16 protein-coding genes are annotated in these 17900 nt (G+C 60.3%); 9 read left to right on the top strand and 7 right to left on the bottom strand.

Features of this window, described 5'->3' with window-relative positions; translation table 11 throughout:
- The first annotated feature begins 19 nt into the window (after positions 1-19).
- The 3 genes from PYR65_RS04530 (at position 20) to PYR65_RS04520 (ending at position 1776) form a co-directional block, all read left to right on the top strand.
- Positions 20-727, top strand: a complete 708-nt coding sequence (locus PYR65_RS04530) for an SOS response-associated peptidase (protein ID WP_276120068.1) — start codon at positions 20-22, stop codon at positions 725-727.
- 4 nt (positions 728-731) lie between these two features.
- Positions 732-1052, top strand: a complete 321-nt coding sequence (locus PYR65_RS04525) for a hypothetical protein (protein WP_276120067.1) — start codon at positions 732-734, stop codon at positions 1050-1052.
- A 94-nt stretch (positions 1053-1146) separates the two neighbouring features.
- Positions 1147-1776 carry a hypothetical protein gene (locus PYR65_RS04520; RefSeq protein ID WP_276120066.1) on the top strand — a complete coding sequence of 210 codons (630 nt, stop codon included), beginning with the start codon at positions 1147-1149 and terminating at the stop codon, positions 1774-1776.
- Positions 1777-1805: 29 nt separating this feature from the next.
- On the opposite strand, the gene PYR65_RS04515 is transcribed toward PYR65_RS04520, so the two are convergent.
- The 4 genes from PYR65_RS04515 to PYR65_RS04500 all read right to left on the bottom strand — a co-directional run bounded on the left by PYR65_RS04515 (position 1806) and on the right by PYR65_RS04500 (position 8061).
- Positions 1806-2465: a BA14K family protein gene (locus tag PYR65_RS04515; protein ID WP_276120065.1), complete on the bottom strand. Its 660-nt coding sequence runs from the start codon at positions 2463-2465 to the stop codon at positions 1806-1808.
- 136 nt (positions 2466-2601) lie between these two features.
- The gene (locus tag PYR65_RS04510) at positions 2602-5868 is read right to left on the bottom strand and encodes an error-prone DNA polymerase (RefSeq protein ID WP_276120064.1); all 3267 of its coding nucleotides are present in this window, start codon (positions 5866-5868) and stop codon (positions 2602-2604) included.
- Positions 5865-7382: a Y-family DNA polymerase gene (locus PYR65_RS04505; protein ID WP_276120063.1), complete on the bottom strand. Its 1518-nt coding sequence runs from the start codon at positions 7380-7382 to the stop codon at positions 5865-5867. The genes PYR65_RS04510 and PYR65_RS04505 overlap by 4 nt, the downstream gene beginning before the upstream one ends.
- Positions 7297-8061 carry an ImuA family protein gene (locus PYR65_RS04500; RefSeq protein WP_276120062.1) on the bottom strand — a complete coding sequence of 255 codons (765 nt, stop codon included), beginning with the start codon at positions 8059-8061 and terminating at the stop codon, positions 7297-7299. The genes PYR65_RS04505 and PYR65_RS04500 overlap by 86 nt, the downstream gene beginning before the upstream one ends.
- Positions 8062-8609: 548 nt before the next feature.
- Between PYR65_RS04500 and PYR65_RS04495 the strand changes: the two genes are divergently transcribed.
- Positions 8610-9908: a Gfo/Idh/MocA family protein gene (locus tag PYR65_RS04495; RefSeq protein ID WP_276120061.1), complete on the top strand. Its 1299-nt coding sequence runs from the start codon at positions 8610-8612 to the stop codon at positions 9906-9908.
- A gap of 63 nt (positions 9909-9971) precedes the next feature.
- Here PYR65_RS04495 and PYR65_RS04490 read toward each other — a convergent pair whose 3' ends face one another.
- The 3 genes from PYR65_RS04490 to PYR65_RS04480 form a co-directional block, all read right to left on the bottom strand.
- A complete protein-coding gene (locus PYR65_RS04490) occupies positions 9972-10379 on the bottom strand; it encodes a DUF3833 family protein (RefSeq protein ID WP_276120060.1) in 408 nt (135 codons plus the stop codon).
- A gap of 163 nt (positions 10380-10542) precedes the next feature.
- A complete protein-coding gene (locus PYR65_RS04485) occupies positions 10543-10872 on the bottom strand; it encodes an ethanolamine utilization protein (protein WP_276120965.1) in 330 nt (109 codons plus the stop codon).
- Positions 10873-11270: 398 nt separating this feature from the next.
- A complete protein-coding gene (locus PYR65_RS04480) occupies positions 11271-11648 on the bottom strand; it encodes a metallophosphoesterase family protein (protein WP_276120059.1) in 378 nt (125 codons plus the stop codon).
- A gap of 456 nt (positions 11649-12104) precedes the next feature.
- Between PYR65_RS04480 and PYR65_RS04475 the strand changes: the two genes are divergently transcribed.
- From PYR65_RS04475 to PYR65_RS04455, 5 genes are all read left to right on the top strand, one after another.
- Positions 12105-12917 carry a hypothetical protein gene (locus PYR65_RS04475; protein ID WP_276120058.1) on the top strand — a complete coding sequence of 271 codons (813 nt, stop codon included), beginning with the start codon at positions 12105-12107 and terminating at the stop codon, positions 12915-12917.
- A 487-nt stretch (positions 12918-13404) separates the two neighbouring features.
- The gene (locus tag PYR65_RS04470; RefSeq protein WP_276120057.1) at positions 13405-14463 is read left to right on the top strand and encodes a hypothetical protein; all 1059 of its coding nucleotides are present in this window, start codon (positions 13405-13407) and stop codon (positions 14461-14463) included.
- A gap of 348 nt (positions 14464-14811) precedes the next feature.
- Positions 14812-15414 (top strand): hypothetical protein, encoded by a 603-nt coding sequence (locus PYR65_RS04465; protein WP_276120056.1) that lies wholly within the window; start codon positions 14812-14814, stop codon positions 15412-15414.
- A gap of 39 nt (positions 15415-15453) precedes the next feature.
- Positions 15454-17463: an AAA family ATPase gene (locus PYR65_RS04460; RefSeq protein ID WP_276120055.1), complete on the top strand. Its 2010-nt coding sequence runs from the start codon at positions 15454-15456 to the stop codon at positions 17461-17463.
- Complete coding sequence (locus PYR65_RS04455; protein WP_276120054.1) at positions 17460-17813, top strand: DUF6634 family protein; 354 nt, start codon at positions 17460-17462, stop codon at positions 17811-17813. Before PYR65_RS04460 ends, PYR65_RS04455 begins: the two co-directional genes overlap by 4 nt.
- Positions 17814-17900 lie beyond the last annotated feature (87 nt).

The raw sequence follows: 17900 nt of genomic DNA, 5'->3' as shown, positions 1-17900 counted from the left end.
GACGGACAGGGAGGCAGGCATGTGCAATCTGTACAATTTGACGAGCAATCAGCAGGCTATCCGTGATTTCATCGACGTCACCCGCTACCGCGAGGGCAACCTTCCACCGTCGGTGAATGTCCATCCCGATCGCGTCGGACCGATAATCCGCGTTGACCGGAACGGAGAACGAGAGCTGACGATGTCGACATGGGGCATGCCGACCCCCGAGGAACATCTTGACGGCAAACCCGACAAGGGAGTGACCAACGTCCGCAAGACGTTCATCCCGCATTGGCAACAGTGGCTGGGGGTGGAGCACCGTTGTCTGGTCCCGGCGACAGCCTTCAGCGAATACGAACAAGTCGCCGACCCTGAGACTGGCAAGAAGCCCCTGCGATGGTTCGTCGTCAACGAGGACCAGCCCCTGTTCATGCTCGCGGGCATCCATACGACGTGGACCGGTGCGCGGGGACCGATCAAAGCGCCGCGACTGGGCGAACACGACATCTATGCGTTCCTGACGACGAACCCCAACGAGATTGTGAGACCGATCCATCCGAAGGCCATGCCCGTTCTACTGACGACGCGGGAGGAGTGCGAACTCTGGATGACTACGCCTTGGAAAGAGGCCAAAGCGCTCCAGCGGCCCCTCCCCGTTGACAGGATGACCGTACTCCCGCGGTACACCGCCGTCGGTGGTTTGGGCGGCCATCCAACCCAGGCGACCGATCTGTTCTCGGAATAGCTCCATGGCGACGAAGGCGACGGCCTATCCCGATACGCCCGACGGCCGCTACTTCGTCGTCCGCGGGAGGCTATGGCGGCGAAGCAATCCGGCGCTCGACGAAGAAATCGGTGAGGGCTTGGTCAAAGAGCTCATGTCGGCTCGCCGAGCAGTCCGGGATGCCAAAGGCGAAAAAGTCGCGACGGCGGAAGCTCGCGTCCGGGTCGACCAAGCGAAGGTCGCTCTCGGAGAGCGTGGCCCCGTGTGGTGGGATGACGGGGAACCCGACTACAACAGGCATCTCGCTAGGAATACTCCGTATGCGGCCTGGTTCGCGGGACTGTAGACGCCCGACCTTACCGTAGTGAGGGGCTGATCGATCTCCCGCGTCGCCCCAGTCGCACGTTGACTTGAATGCCCTGGGAACCCATCTTTGCACCATGCCGAAGCGCGACACGCACAACATTGAGCTCTTGAAGACCTGGGCCTTGCCGTCGAAAGCCACTCTCGGGTCGGCGGTACGCGCCCACGGGATTCTCCTCGAGATGCGGGCCCGGCTTCCGCAGTCATCCAAGAAGCTCATCGTTCTCGAGGCGGGCGAACTCGTGTTGTCCATGGCAGCCGATGCGAGGTCCGAATTCAACGCCGCGGTCGGCATCGTATCTGCGGCGATGGCGGATATCGAAACCCTTCCCGTCATACCGCGAGAAATTCAAGACATCCTGACCATCAAGCCTGGCGAGCGACATCGGTGGTTGGCCGACGGTAGGCTTCCCAGCGCGGGGACCCGGACAGTAAGGTTGGCCGGTCGCGCCAGGCAGATCACGTTCCACGTCTTCGATCCACGGGTAGTGGAAGAACTGCTCGACAGCGGCGCGGTCGATGAATGGCGGGAGGACGACATAGCCGCCGCGGCCGAAAACCGCCGTCGGGCGGCCTACAAAGCCAAGCTGACGCGCTCCCTAAAGCAAAGCGCCAAGGCTAGTGCGACAACACGGGCCAAACCCGACGATGCCAGCACGAGCCTTGACGAATGGGAAGAGTTCGGCCGCGACGGCCTGTTGAGATGATCTGGCGAGCTTGCGTGAGCTAAATTCGCTCAGAACTGAACCACGCTTCGGTTATCCGCGGTCTCAACGCTGTTTTTAGCCGACTGTGAACCTGGACCGACACATTGCTTCCTGCTACCGGAATAGGGCTGGTATGTGTTGTCTTCAACTCTATAGGAGCTGTACCGCTCCATGCACCAGCGGACGTCTGCGCTGTTAGCACCAGAAAATCCTTCGGCGGTTACCTGTTCGGCCGAAGCCGTGGTGGTTTCCGTCGGCGCTATGCAGACCCGACGGCTACCACCGCCGAAAGGCTGGTATGTGTTGTCGCTCGGATCATATGACTTATACCTCGCTCCACACCATTCATGAGCCAGTTCCGCCTGCAGTTGCGCGTTCACGTTTGACGTCGTGTTCTGCTCAACGGGAGATTCGTGCTTCGACGATCCGGCCACGGTCAAAATCTGGCGTTGCGGAAGCCGTGCCTCAGCCACCATCGTGTCGTTCGCCAAAACCGCCGGAAGCCTTTCGTATGACTGTTGGCTGGTGTCAACGCGCCTGACATTCGAAGTCCAGAGGGCGTCGGATTGCATATTGACGAGAGCTGGCTGAAGGTCTGGTTCAGAAAGGCCAGAGGCGATCGTCAAGCCAAACGCACCGACGGGGAGCAGACATGAGGCGAGCAGAAGACCTGTGAGAAGTTCGCGCATGGAGGATAACCTGATGATTTTGAGCCATAAAGTGCTCAAGCTCGGATTTTGTTCCTCGCCGAACCGTGCATTTGCGAGTGAGCGCTCTTGATAGACTTCGCCACGATTTCCAGGGCGTTAACAGTTCTGCTTCCAGTCACTGAAAGTTTCGGGACTTAACCTTCAGCGTGTCGATATGGAGGTCTTGAATATAGATATCCCTCGCCTGCACTCCGGGCTTCGGCCGATCCCTGGAATCCGGTGATCCTGCCGAGCCTGTAGCGAACTCGTCTCCACGACCTTTCTGCAGTGGGAACGCCCCATCCCGTTCGCCAAGGCTTCCGAGGTCGCTCGAGAAATCGAACAGGCGTTGCGCGACAAGGTGAACGACATCGCCTTCCTTCTGAATCTTCCCGTTCACCCCAAGCATCGAAGCGGAGAGGACCACCCGCCGCTGGCGCTCAAAAAGCGACGGCCAGATGACGACGTTGACAACACCTGTTTCGTCTTCCAGCGTCACGAACATCGTTCCCTTGGCGCTGCCCGGTTTTTGACGCACCAGCACGATGCCCGCGGTCCAGAGCCATTTGCCGTCGTGCTGGCCTACCGCCTCCGCGCAGGTGACGATGTTCTTCCGCCTCAGGTCCTCCCGCAGGAAGCTCATCGGGTGATCGCGCAGGGTCAGCCCCGTGTGTCCATAATCCTCCACGACCTGCCTGCCCTCGACCATGGGAACAAGCGACACCTCGGGTTCCACCATTTCTGGGATCACTTGGGCTTCGCGCTCGGCGGCCGCCGCGAACAGGGGCAGCGGGTCGTCCCGTAGGGCCTTGAGCGCCCATAAAGCGTCACGGCGCTCGAGCTTCAGCGACGGCCGAAATCCATCCGCTTCGGCTAACTGGACCAAGGCTTCAGTCGGCACTCCCGATCTGCGCCAGACATCGTCGGCCGACACGAACGGCTGGTCGGCGCGGGCGACGACGATCCGGGCCGCATCGCGCAGGGCCAGCCCCTTGACGACCCGCATGCCTAGCCTGACCGCATGGCGCGTCGTGCCGGGAATGGCTTCCAGCGTGCAGTCCCATCGGCTGGCGTTGAGACAGACAGGGCGCACCTCGACCCCATGCGCGCGGGCGTCGGCGACGATCTGAGCTGGGGCGTAGAAACCCATGGGCTGGGAGTTCAGCAGGGCGGCGCAGAAAGCATCCGGGAAATGGCACTTCACGTAGCATGAGGCGTAGGCGATCAAGGCAAAGCTCGCCGCATGACTTTCCGGAAAGCCGTAGCTTCCGAAGCCTTCCAGCTGTGAAAACGTCTTCTCTGCGAACTCGGCCGTGTAGCCGTTACGGACCATGCCGTCGACGAGCTTCGTTTTGAACCGAGAGACCCCGCCCGTGAATTTAAAGGTGGCCATGGACTTGCGAAGCTGGTCGGCCTCACCAGCGGTAAAACCTGCGCAGACCATCGCGATCCGCATCGCTGACTCTTGAAAAAGTGGCACTCCAAGGGTTTTGCCGAGCACGCCTTCAAGTTCCGGTGTCGGGTAATCGACTGGCTCCCTGCCCTCGCGTCGACGTAGATACGGGTGGACCATGTCACCTTGGATAGGGCCGGGCCGAACGATCGCCACCTGGATGACCAAGTCGTAAAATGTCCTCGGCTTCAGTCTCGGCAACATCGCCATTTGCGCCCGCGACTCGACCTGGAATGTCCCGAGCGTGTCGGCCTTCCGGATCATCGCATATGTCGCGCCGTCCTCCTGTTTGACGCTCGCGAGGTCCAGCGGATCGTTCTTGTGCTCCTTGATCAGCGCGAACGCCTTCGACATGCAGGTCAGCATGCCGAGCGCCAAGATGTCGACTTTCATCATCCGGAGCGCCTCTACGTCGTCTTTGTCCCACTCGATGATTTGCCTGTGGTCCATGGCGGCCGGTTCGATCGGCACGAGTTCATCAAGACGGTCGTTGGTCAGGACAAACCCACCTGGGTGCTGGGACAAATGCCGTGGCGCTCCCATCAGCTGCTGCGCAAGCTCCAGCGCTAATCGGAGTCTTCGGTCGCCCAAATTCAGGTTGTTGTCCTTGACCTCCTTTTCCGAGACGCCCTCCTTGCTCCAGCCCCAGACACCGGACGACAGCTGGCGGATCATGTCCTCAGGCAGTCCCAGCGCCTTGCCGACATCACGGAGCGCTCCCTTGGCCCGGTACCGAGTAACCGCCGAACACAGGGCGGCCTTGGTCCGACCGTAGGTGTCGTAAATCCACTGGATGACCTCTTCGCGCCTCTCGTGTTCGAAATCGACATCGATGTCCGGCGGCTCGGCTCTTTCCTGGCTGACGAAGCGTTCGAACAGGAGGTCGTTGGTCTCGGGGTCGATGCTCGTCACCCCGAGGACGTAACAGACCGCGCTGTTGGCGGCCGACCCACGCCCCTGGCACAGGATGCCCTTGGAGCGCGCGAAACGGACGATGTTGAAGACGGTGAGGAAGTACGGCGCGTACCGCATTGTTTCGATGAGCTGGAGTTCGTGCCGGATTGTCTTGACCACACTCTCGGGCACGCCCTCCGGGTATCGCTCCGCCGCGCCCTCCCAAGTGAACTTCTCCAATGTCGCCTGGACACCAAGACCTGGAATGATCGCTTCCGAAGGATACTGGTATTCCAGTTCGCTCAAGGAGAAGGTGCAGCGCTTAGCGATCTCGAGGGTTCGATTCAACGCCTCCGGGTAGGCTTCGAACAGGCGGTGCATTTCCTTGGCGTGCTTGAGATATCTGTCGGCGTGGCGCTCGCGGGCGAACCCGATGTCGTCGATGGTCTTGTTGTGGCGGATGCAGGTGACGATGTCCTGAAGCTGGCGACGGCCCGGTTCGTGGAAAAGTGCGTCGTTCGTGACGACCGTGCGGACGCGATGCCTGACGGCCATGTTCGAAAGGTTGTGGATGCGGAGCTTGTCGTTCGGTCGCCGTCGCAGGCACAGGCTCACATACGCCCGGTCACCGAAGACCTCGGACATCTTGCGGAGCTGGATGGCGCAGGTATCGTCGGCCTCGTCCGGGATCAGGATGCCGATCAGGCCCTCGGCATAGAGCGCGACATCGCTGAAATCGAGAATGCACTTGGCCTTGCCGCCCCGCGACTTGCCGAGAGACAGCAATCGACAAAGACGTGCGTAGGCTGGCCTGTCCGTGGGATAGACCAGGATCGCCATCCCGTCCGTTAGGTCCAGACGACATCCGACGATCAGGCGCACGCCCGTGGTCTTCGAGGCCTCCCATGCTCTGACAATCCCGGACAGCGAATTCCTGTCGACGATGCCCAGGTCCTCGATCCCGAGTTCCGCCGCCGTGGCAAACAGTTCGTCTGCGCTGGACGCTCCGCGCAGGAACGAGAAATGCGTCGTCGTCTGGAGTTCAACATATCTCATCCGAAAACCCCGTGAAGAAACCAGCGATGCGATCCCGTCGCCGTGTCTACGCCATCGCCAGCGCGATAGACCCAGAACCGCTCTCCGTTCTCGTCTTCGACCACATAGTAGTCGCGGACGGCGTGGAGTTCGGCGTCGCGCAACCACCATTCCCCGAATACGCGCTCCGGGCCGTCGCCTCGCACGATACGACGGCGCTTGCCGCGCCACGTCATTGTCCGCGGCGGGCTATCAGGAAGGACGTTCATGACCTCGATCTCTTCCGGCTTCGCGAACAGCCTGCTCGGACGTGGCCAGTTCGATGGCCAGTCGATCCCCGCCTCTTCCGACATGGGTCCGACACGTTTGAAGCTCCGCTCGGGAACGTCGCTGGCGACGGGGGTGATCCGATAGATGCGCTGACCGCGGTTCCCCAGGACATCGACCAAGGGGGTCACATCGACGACCGATTCCTCGATCAGGGACGACGACTGCTGCCTCTCTTCGAGAGGCTCCGACCAGACCGCCACAAGCGACAATTTCTCGATACCGAACCCCGGGTCGATTTTCTCGATGCGGTCGGTCAGCAACCGCGTCAGGCGCTTGTCGTCACGGACGGGTTTTGCGAGGCCAGCGCGGATCGCCTGGATCGTGTTGTCGACGCGATGGACGATCAGGTCGGCACGGCGCACCCCGAGACCGCGGGTCTCCAGGTCGGCGCACAGTTCCATCACCAGGCGACCGACGTACTTCGCTATCGTCTCCGCCGCCCCGATTGGCTCGGCGAACAGTCGGTTCACCTCGACGATCTCAGGCGACCGGATGGGATCGATGGGCTCGGCTACCCGGCCGAACAGCTGGTCCAAACGCCTTCCCACTTCCGGGCCGAAACGCAGGGTCAACGGCGCTCTGGGCATTGCCGACAACTGTCCCACGCTCTCGATGCCGAGAACCCGCAGGCCGTTGATCGTTTCGGGAGCGAGCCGCAGACATACGATAGGAAGCTCTAGAACGGCCTTTGCCGTCTCCGACACGGGAACGACCGTCCACTCTGCTGCAGTGAGCCTGGCGATCGCGTGTGCCGCGCCCCAGGTATCCGCCACCGCCGCCCGCGCCACCACGCCGACACCTCTGAGGCGATTGACCATGCCGGAGAGCATCATCTCCTCGCCGCCCTGCAGGTGATCAGCGCCTTCCGTATCGAGGACGATCCCGTCAACACCGTCCAAAGCCACGACAGGGCTGTATTGCCGGAGCATCCAGAGGGCCAGCTTGTCCAGAGCCGCTAGATCGCCGACGGGGTCGGCATCGTACATGGCAAGGTCTGCGACCAGTGCCTGGGCCTTGCTCGCAGGCATTCCGACACGGAGACCGAGCTTGCGCGCGGCATCGTCGGCGGCGCACACCGACCTCTTGGACCCCGACCTTGAAATCACGACCATGGGCTTATCAGGAGGCGGTGTGCCATCGGACCCTGCCTTCCTGATCCTGTCCGTAGGCCATCGGGGGAAATAAAGAGAGACGACCCTTGCCATCACAAGCTCCAACGCAAAACTCTGCACACTCGCCCGCACGCGATCTCATCAACTCCGCCAGCCATCTCGGCCTCCCCACGCCCGCAACGGGAAGGTCCTCCGATGGCAGTTGACTTATCCGCCATCTGGTCACCGAGGCGGTCGGTTGGCCGTAGTCGTTCGCTTCCGTCTGCCGTCGCCAGCGCCTGAGTGCGAGACCCATAGTTCCCGACTTCTCGGCCGCCAGTTGGAGCCGTCGCGACATGACCATCGGCAGCCTGACGATTTCGCCCACGACAGCGCCAAGGCCGCCAAACGCGAGGCCCTCTTCGAACGAGGCGAGGACATCCTCTTCCTTGTCGGCTTCCACGTAGATGACGCGGTCGGGATGGAGGCCCGCCTGCGATATTGCCGGGGCGAACAGGTCGGGTCTGCTGAGACACCAGAGGATTTTGCCCTTGGTCCGCGCGGCGATCCCGGCGACCATCAGGGCCGCGGCCGCGCCGTCGACAGTACCGGACCCGCCACCCGCGAACTCGTGGAGCGCGCCGAAGGCCAGCCCGCCGCCTGGCAACTTGCCGTCGATCTCGGGAATACCGAATGGCAGGCTTTCCGCTTTCCTCGCGGCCCCGCCCTCGAGCTTCGATATCTGCTCTCGAAGCTCGTCTATGATGCCCGAAGGCCGGACATGCGTTCTCATTCACGGACCTCCTCGGTTCGCGTTTCGCAGGAATTCATTCCCAAAAGTGGTTGACGTTCTCTTTCTGTTCCGTTCAATGAGAAGAGTCAAGGCGCCTGGAATCGCCATTTCGGTCGTCGGTAGCTATCCGTATCTGGAAAATCGAAATGAATCAGGACTCTAACGCATCCCGCTAAGTGACCGGCTCGATTATCTTTTTTTTGAAGTACTAGGAGAACTATGAACCCGAACCCGACTTTGCGCTCACTTAAATGCACCCTGGTCGTCGTAGAATGTCGGGCATGCCGTCTCTACGGCGAACTCGACCGCAAGGAAGTGGTCCGGCGCTTCAAGGCTTCCGCCCTGTTATCTCGCGTACGCCGCGGTGTCGTTGGCCACTGCGACCGGATGTGCGCCGACGGCACGGACAGATGCGAAGCAATTGTGCGGTGCCAAGAGAAACCTCGATCAAGTCCGCCCTGGACCGCTCAACCGGATCAGGAGCGCGTCGGGAACTTTACCGAGTCTGGTAAGGTTTTCCGATCCTGAGACATCACGAGGAGACAGGCATGGACGACGCGATCGCATTCAACAGACGCAATCTTCTAAAGCTCGGAGCCGCTGGAGCGACTGGGATGGTTCTGTCCACAACGCCAGCAAGTGCTGAAAGCTATCCCGCGCCGACCAAGGTCGACACCGGAGTTGTCGAAGGTGGGAAGGTCAAGTTCCCGGAATGGCGCGGCCCCGAAGAAACGCCGAGTGGCAATCCGTCGGCCCCAATGCCACCCGAGGAACGCGTCGGCTTCGCCGTCGTGGCGCTCGGCCGTTTGAGCCTTGAGGAAATCCTTCCCGCTTTCGCCGAAACAAAAAAGTCTAAGCTGGTCGCCCTCGTGTCCGGAACCCCGGAAAAGCTATCCGCCGTCGCCAAGCAGTACGGCATCAAGCCGGAAGCCTGTTACGACTACGAGGACTTCGATGCCATAAAGGACAATCCCGACATCAAGGCCGTCTACGTCGTGCTGCCAAACAGCATGCACCGCGAATACGTGGAACGGGCCGCGAAGGCTGGCAAGCACGTCCTCTGTGAGAAGCCCATGTCCGTCAGCTCTGCCGACGGACGAGAAATGGTGAAGGTCTGCGAAGAGCAGAACGTAAGGCTGATGATCGCCTACCGCATCCAGTACGAGGCCGCCAACCTGTTTCTGGCGGAAAAGGTCCGGAGCCAAGCTTACGGCCGCCTAGTCGGCATGTCGGCCATCAACGTCCAGACCGTCGCCGCGGACGGAGCCGAACAGTGGCGGCACAAGAAGGCGCTGGCGGGCGGTGGGTCGCTTCCCGACATCGGTCTTTACTGCCTGAACACCGCGCGGTTTCTGACGGGCAAAGAACCGATCGAGGTCATGGCGACGCAGTACAGTCCGCCGGACGATCCCCGATATGCCGAGGTCGAGGAAACTGTCTCGTTTACCTTGCGCTTTCCGTCGAACTTCATCGCGAACTGTCTGACGAGCTACGGCGCGCGTGACGACAAGCATCAGCGACTGAATTTCGAAAAGGCGACCGTGGACATGGCGAATGCCTACAAATACGAGGGCCAGAGCCTGACTGTGACGGAACTGGACGGCGACAAGTCCATGCAGAAGAAAGTCGAAATCGCACTTAACAACCAGTTTGCCGCCGAGATCGACCACATGGCGACATGCATCATCGAGGACCGCAAGCCACGGACGCCTGGCGAGGAGGGCGTGCAGGACCACGTACTGATGGAGGCGATCTACGAGTCCGCGCGAACTGGCGCCCCCGTGCGACTTGAAGCGCCGTCGCGCCTTGATGCCTTCCGAGGACCGCCAGCCTCTGTCAAACTCTGACGGTAGGGCCGACTTGCATATCGAACGCGCAAGTCGGTTCTTATTCAGAAGAGCGACCCCGGATCAAACGACGCGCTCGTAAAACGCATTGAGCGTGGCGAACTCGATCCCGAGCTTGGTCAGGGACGCGTGCGCCGTCATGTGGTTGCCGTCGTCATGCAGGAAGAACCAGTCGTTGAAACCGAATTTGGACTTCGTTCCGTCCGCGCTCGGCACGTTGCGATGATAGCGCCAGTGGAAGGAATTGCCCGACTGTTCTCCGTCGGCGAGCCCCTCGATCAAAGTCTCACGCCCCTCGTATTGCCCTTCTCCACCCTTGATGATCGTCCATGTCAGGATGTCGATATGGCCGTCGTCGAACGTGTAGGTTTCCTTCAGCGCCAAGGTGTTAGCCGACGCGTCCCAGCGACCTTCGGCTTCGATCGTGAACCTGTTCTGGAAGCCGCCTATACGTCCGAGCGTGACACCCATCCTCTGAGCGACCCCGAGAACAACTGCTCCAATACGAACGCTGGTTCTTGTCTGCGAAGTCTTCGATCTTCATGTTGTGTCCTCCCGTTTACAGCAATCAGGGAACATCGGACGGACTGGTGTTGTTCCGCCTGCCGAAAGCTGAATGGTCACGGGGATAGGCTTATTCGTGCGCCTCGGCCCAGTGCGGATAGGTCACGTAGGCCGTCGGCGCGCCCTCGCCTTCCGTGGTAATCGTCACCGCCTCGCCCTTGGGCATGTAAACGATATCGCCAGGGCCTGCCGTCACGGTTCCGTCGCCCGTGGAAACAGAGAGACGACCTACGAGGACTATCATGGTGTCGTGGACGGCCATGGTCTCGGTGAGCGACTGGCCTGGCGCATAGCGTCCGTATCCGATGGTGACCGGGCCACCGTCCTTCTCGTCGACCAGATTTCCGACAAAGATATCGGCATCCTGTCCCGGAGACTTGACCAGTTCGGCGTCGGATATCCATCACACAAATTCTAACAACGTCAGGCCGCCCGTACGTCCGGCTCGAGGAGGACCCTAAACGTGTCGAGTTCGTAATGCTCGACCTGCTTCGGGTACAGGGGTTTGGTCATTAGGAAGCGCGTCGCCTTCCCGTCTTCGACCACCAACGCCGTCAGACGGCCGCAATTGAAAGCGCCCGTGTTAATCGCGACGCGATTGTCAAAGACTTCGGGAAACAGGTGCCAGGTCTGCGTGTAACCGTGAACGATGATTTTATTGAACTTCTCCTCGTGATCTAGAAAGGACTCGCCGATGGCTCCGGACGAACCCCGGCGCTGACGTAAGCATATTCGCCGTCGATGACAGACGCTCGGAATTCAGCATCGCCTGCAGGTGACGTGGATAGCGCTTTACAATCATGCGCGCCGCAGCGCGGTAGGAGACCGAGATGTTATCGATCCCGTAAGACACAAGCGTCGTTGACCGCAATTTAACATCCATCTCGCGAACTCGCGCTCGTTCAGTTCCCCAAGCAGCGTCGCTTGGAAAACGCGTTCCTGATTGCCCAACACGAGCGATGAGCCCGGGTTCCGGTCCAGCAGCGTGATGATGGCGTCCAGCACACGCTCCGAATTAGGGCCACGCCCGGCGACGTTGCCAAGGAACACGAACTTCGGCCGAGCAGATCTGGCCTTGGCGTCGTCGACAATGGCCCGGACCAGCCCAATAAATGGATTGTCCATTCCATGGACGTCCCCGATGACATAGGTGATAGTGTGCGGTTCCGGCTGCATGTACACTCCAGTCCGAGCTCGACGCCACCTTTTTAGGCGACCAAGGGTTGAAGCATCACTTAGACTTAAAGTGAAATTTTGTTATTTGTCTTCGAAGGAGCTGCGTCAGGGCGACCGAAAAACTGTCTCGTGTTGTCAACACCGTTTCATGGAAGTGTGGAAACGAAACGGCTAGGTTAACTCAACACAGTTACCCGTCTGACCCGACGGCGGGCGACTAACAGTCATCGAAACATTTCAATGAAATCAACTTCTTGCGAGGCCGCAAGTTCTCGCAGAACATTTATCTGGGAAATGCGGCGATGCCGGGGTTGCCGACAAGGCGAATTCCGGCAACCCTTTAATCATAGAACCTGGATACGGTCCCCAGACGGAGCAAGCCGTTTTCCGATTGCGGCAGCGACAGGATCCGATCAGGTTTTAGACGTCACAGGCATTAATTTGGAGCGAGAATTGATGAAGTATCTCTATCTCATCATCGACGGACATATCCACGCGTCCGCCGAGATAATGGAAAGCGCCGATGAGGCATTGGACGAGGCACTGAAGTTTTTGGCCCGCCGGCACATGACCGCATTCAGGCTAGCGCCGGTCAACGGCATCGGTATCTCTGAGCCTGCGCCTTCCATGCGCGCCGCTCGCGTTGTCCTCCACGACGGGTTCGACCGAGATAAAGCGGAAGAGCTTACCGATCCGCAAGAGCTTGCCGGGGTGGTGGTAGACAACGTTGAGGCTACCTTCAACAATGCGCTCGAGGTTTTCCGAGATACCGTGGAGCAGGCGAAACCCGGCGACGACGACTCGATGGCCAAGCTGCAGAGTGCTTACGAGAGCACAAAGGAAGCTGCGTACGGAGCTCAGATGGCGTATCCGCCGATCGCGACTGACGCCGACGCCGAAATCAGCGCGGCTCTCAGCGAAACGTCGTGGATGATTTCAGATCGCGCAATCAAGGCGCGCCCGTCGAAGGTTCAGATCGCGCTTTTCACACCCGAGTTTCAGTGGGATTCCAGATCCGCGTTGACGTTCAAGTACTCCTTGGTCGAAGGCGAACCCTGGCGGGACGCATTCGCATACCTCGTGGACATCGGTCACGGCCCATTGCGTGTCGAACGTCAACGCTCTTGGCTTCACGAGCGCAAGCGGCAACAGGGCTTGAACGACTTTCAGATCGACGCGATCTACGAAGCGCTCGAGCTGGCCCGACACAGCCAAAGAAAACATCTCCACGCGCAACAACTGGCGGAATACCGGGTGGAGGACACTTAATGCCAGACCGAAACGGGCGCCTTCGGCTAACAAGGCTCGTCTCGAAGTCTGCGGCACTGTTCGTTGCAGTCGCCACGACCAAATCGATCTGCTGACCACGCTTGCTTCGGCAACGCATTAGACGTTGGGTTCATAGTCGATCAGTTCGCCGAAGATGGCGGGCAGGCCGAAAATTCCGGTCCATCTCCATCCCATCCGACGACCTCAACGCGATCCCGGCGAGATCGAGCGCGTGATCGTCGATGGCTGGGCGACCGCGTCGATGTCTTTTTGGAAGACGGCTATCCCGCCATGCGGGAGGTCGCTGATCGATGACTGAAGCGATCTGATCTTTGTGCGTATTCGGGGTTGCCAGCCTTCCAAATCCGGGCCAGGATTTCGTTATCTACCTGCTCGCAGGTCTATCCCAGAAAAGCGCCGCAGAGCTGGCGTCGCCCGGAGTTCGTCCGGCCGACCGTGGCCGTCCGCGGCTGTAAGGAAGCAGTGAATGACGTCCCATCTCTACCGCATCTCCAGATACAAACGCGCCCTAGAGGTTGATGCCGGATACCCGGACACTCGCTGGTACGAAGGTCAGTTGGTATTCGCGGGTCCCGACGCCGCAATCGAAGTGATGGGGAAGACCATCAACGGCTACATCGGCGGCACCGCATCCCACCCGGAGGGCCAGCTTGCCTCGCTTATCAACGAATATAAGACGTCGATCCGCAAGGAGGCACGGGCCTTGAGGCTGGCGGATACGGTCGCGGTGATCCTTTCTGGGAAATGGCATCACGTCGATCCGGACCAGGACCCGAGGTTCGAAGCCTATTTGGTACACCTGGTTGCGGGTGAAGGGAATGTCGTCACGCAACGTTATTCTTCCCAAATCTTCGGCTGGGACAATGAGGGATACAATGACGGCAGGGAATTTTTCGGGGGAGGTGGGCGAAGGCTCGTCGATGATGTCGCGAGTCTACGGGGCCACGCGGAGCTGAAACTTGCGCCGGGGAAATTCCTGTCACCATGCGGGATGTACGCTCTCGAAGGCGTTGTCTGGTTTCCTGTCAGCGACCAGAGCTTGCCAATCGTCTATTCGAACGTCAACGGCCCCGACGCGCCAGCGCGGTCAATGGACGCCGGAGGTGACATCAATCCCGCTGTTTCCTGCAAACAACTCGGCGATGGCACCCTCTTGGGAGAATTGCGAGCCAGAGAGCAAGCCCTGAAGGGATTGCCGGGAGTTTTCAGGGGGAAAACCGTAGACCGCTCAGCGCATCGACCGGACGAAATGACGCTCGGCGAGGCGTTCGCGTCCACTGACATCCTCGGATACTGGCATCAAGTCGATGACGGGAGCGACGAGCTCCTTCCGACGTTCGAGCTTCTGCACGATTCCGAATATCTCGAAGAGGTCATCACGCCAGTGGACACTCGGACCGACGACTGGACATTCGGAAGCGAGTACGCAACCGACTGGAAGCCACTCGGGGACTCGATGCCCACGTGTCGAAGCAGAATTCTCGCCGTCGGGAGTCTACCGGAGATCTGCCGCGATCCGTTATAATCCGTGAAGGTGCGTAATCGTGGACCAAACTAGCGGACAACGTCATCATGACGTTCATCGGCAGCCAATCGCATGTCGGCACGATCGACGGCGTGTTACGGCAAAAACACCACAAATCAAACGTTTCCGGTGGCGCGATGGACTGGTCGCGGCGGCTGTAGAGCTATTGGCGGATTTCCGCCAGAGATGCAGTTACGGTGAACGAGGCGAAATTATTTATTGACTCATCACTGTTTGTTCCCATATTGTTCTCTCCATGTTTAAATCGCTGATCCACTCGATACGAGTACGTTGATCCGCTGGCCGCACCGCGGTCCGTCGTCACTGGCTATTTGTATTGAGGAAGTCATGCGATCCATCGAGCATTCCGCGGCCGACGCGGTGCGGGCGAAGCTACCCGCAAACAAAAGCTTCCATCCCTTGCCTACTGTCAAATGCGATGGCACCGTTTTGTTTCGCAACCAAGCGGCACGCGATGTGGGCTGCCTGCTGGATGTCGATCAAACGGTGTTATCCTGGCAATGCCAGCCCCTCAATCACGGTGGCCATCCGGAACAGGGGACGCCTGATTTCCTCGTCGTTCACATCGACGGTAGCCAACACTTTCTGGATGCTCCGGACCGGAAACCATCGGAGACAACATTCCGCGAACGACTACCAGGAGAATATCGCCAGCTTTCTCACGACGAAGTCTATGAAGGTTTTCGGCTCCAGAACGCTCGTGACCTCCTTCAATATGGAAGATGGCGCACGAGCCTCGGGGACCGGGTTCGCCTTCTGACTGCGCTCGACGAGAACGGCAGCCTGACGCTCGCCGAGTGCCTCGGCGCGATCCAGGAGACGAAGCCCATCGCCGGGATCGCGGCGCTCATTCTTTCCGGCTTGATCGAGGTGGATCTCGACGAAGCCCTGCTCGGACCTGAAACGACGGTGCGCCGAATACGTCTCTGAAATCGCAAGCGTTCGCAACCAGATTTCAGAGAGACAGCGATGACGACCAAACGACATATCACGCCTACCCGACCGAGACGTACCTTTTCGACCGCGGTGATCATGTGCAGCCTGAGAAGGGCTCTCAGACCGTTTCTCAGGCAGCCCGACGCTCGGTTCAAGGCTCTTCTGCAGATACCCGACGGTTTGAACGCGGAGAGCAACCTTTTCCAAATGGCGATCATGGAGCTTATGGAGTCGGAAGCGCTTTACGACGAGTACGGAAACGAACGTCTGTATATCGCGTGCCTCGATGACATCCCGATCTTGAATTCCCTGCGGAAAGTATTCGCGGCGAAGCGTACGGTCCTCCACTGCCGCAATCTCGATGAGCTCGATTCCGGCGTCAGGCTGATCGCAGACGTCGAGATCATCTTGGAGCCGCCCCGGCCCGCTCATTTCCTTGCCGCCGCGAGGGATGTCGGCCTCAAGGGGATGACGAAAGAGGACGCCGAGTATCTCGCGGGCATTGAGTTCAGCAAGGTTAGGATGGCGGTAAACGAAAACAGGACCATGCGGTCCGCTATCGGACGCCTCAGGCGAGCCGACGCGGCGCAAATGGCCAGAGACAACGTCCTCTCCCCAGAAAACGTCCTCCTCCCGCAGCCGGGAAAGGAAGGCAAGACCCTTCACGAGGTGAACGGGTACGGGGAGGCGGCCGAGTGGGGTATCCGGCTCGCGGAAGACCTCGCCGCGTGGCGAGCTGGCAAGATCGAATGGATCGATGTCGATCGCGGCGCTGTCCTCTATGGCCGCCCCGGTACAGGCAAAACCACCTACGGTCGGATCCTCGCCGCGACGTGCGGGGTGCCGATCATCGAGACATCGTCGGCCAGGTGGCAGGCCAAGGGACACCTCGGCGACATGCTCAAGGCGATGAGGGCCGCGTTCGAACAGGCACGCAAAACCGCCCCGTGTGTCCTGTTCATCGACGAATTCGACGCGTTCGGCGATCGCAGCAGCGATACCGCCGGGGACAATCTCGACTACAAGCGGCAGGTCATCAACGGGCTCCTCGAATGCCTCGATCCGCCGGGCGGCAGGTCCGGGGTCGTGGTCGTCGCAGCCACCAACTTTCCCGACGTTATCGATCCGGCTCTGTTGAGACCCGGTCGACTGGAAAGGCTTATCGGAATTCCGCTTCCCGATGCCGCCGCGCGTGTCGCCATCCTGCGGCAGCATCTAAGAGGCGTTGACGCTCCCAACGATCTCCGGCAGTTCGAGGAAATGAGTGTCGGATACACCGGGGCCGACATCGAACTTGTCGCCCGTGACGCACGCCGCAGAGTGAGGAAGGAGGAGCGTCGGCTCGAAGAGAACGACCTGCTCGCCGCTCTGCAGCCTAGCCGGACCTTGTCGGACCTGGAACTCCGCAGGGTCGCCATTCACGAGGCCGGGCACGCAATCGTGACGCTGGTCGCCAGTCCCGACGAACTGCTCTGGGTGGTCATCAAGCGTCGGGTTCCGCTCGGCCACGCGCCGGGCACACTGGGCCATGTCGAATACCGCAGAAGGCAGAGTGTCTGGGAGACGGAGGAAAGCCTGATGGCCCGCATCGGACTTCACATGGCGGGAATCGCCGCCGAGCGCGTCGTCTTCGGCCATCACTCGACAAGCGGAGGTGGTGCACGGGACTCGGACCTTTGTATCGCCACCGACCTCGCGACGGGCATCGAGCGCTACTACGGCTTCGGGCGCAACCTCGGACTCGACATGGAAAGCGCACTGGGGGCGTTGGAGGGGCCTCGCGCGCGGGACCCCAGGCTCTGGAATGCCGTCGACTCCCGCCTCAAGACATCTCTCGATACAACCGAAGCCGTCCTGAGGGACTACCGGACCGAACTCGATCAGCTGGCGGACTTGCTGGTCGAAAAGGGGCAGGTCAGCGCACTCGAGGTCCGCAAGCTGGTCTCGGCGCGACTTGGCGATCCGGTAAGCACTTCCACGCGGAACGAGACGCCGGGTCAGAGAAGCCTGTCCGAGCAAACCATGCTGGAGATCGGACGATGAACGACCGGGAATTCGCCATGCCCGACGGACGCTCAGCCGAGGAATACCTGCGAGATTACCGACTGACGCTCGAGCAGATTGCCTCGGGGACGCCGCCCACGGAAGATGAACTGTCGCAAGCTCCGCTGATTTCGAACTGGATCATCGACGAGGTCTGTTACACCTCCGGCGAGCGGTACCGACATATCTTCGGAAATTTCCATGACCATCCGTTCATCAGCGTGGGAGGCTACGGGCGTACCTCCCCGCTCCTCCAACTGGACCGCGACATGACATGGGCGAGATGCCGAAGTCGGGTCTACAGGCTGAGCGACCCGCTCTCCCGAGCGTCGGTCCTCGAACGGGCGTGACGGGGCGCGGCGCGTGGCGAATGCGCGCAAGCATGTCTCCCCGCACGCGCCGGAGCCCGCCCGAATTGATGTCGCAAACTGGCGTAC

This window comes from Pararhizobium qamdonense, from assembly GCF_029277445.1.
Classification (GTDB): Bacteria; Pseudomonadota; Alphaproteobacteria; order Rhizobiales; family Rhizobiaceae; genus Pararhizobium; species Pararhizobium qamdonense.
The sequence above is the reverse complement of the archived record's forward strand: the minus strand, read 5'-3'. Positions and strand labels throughout refer to the sequence as shown.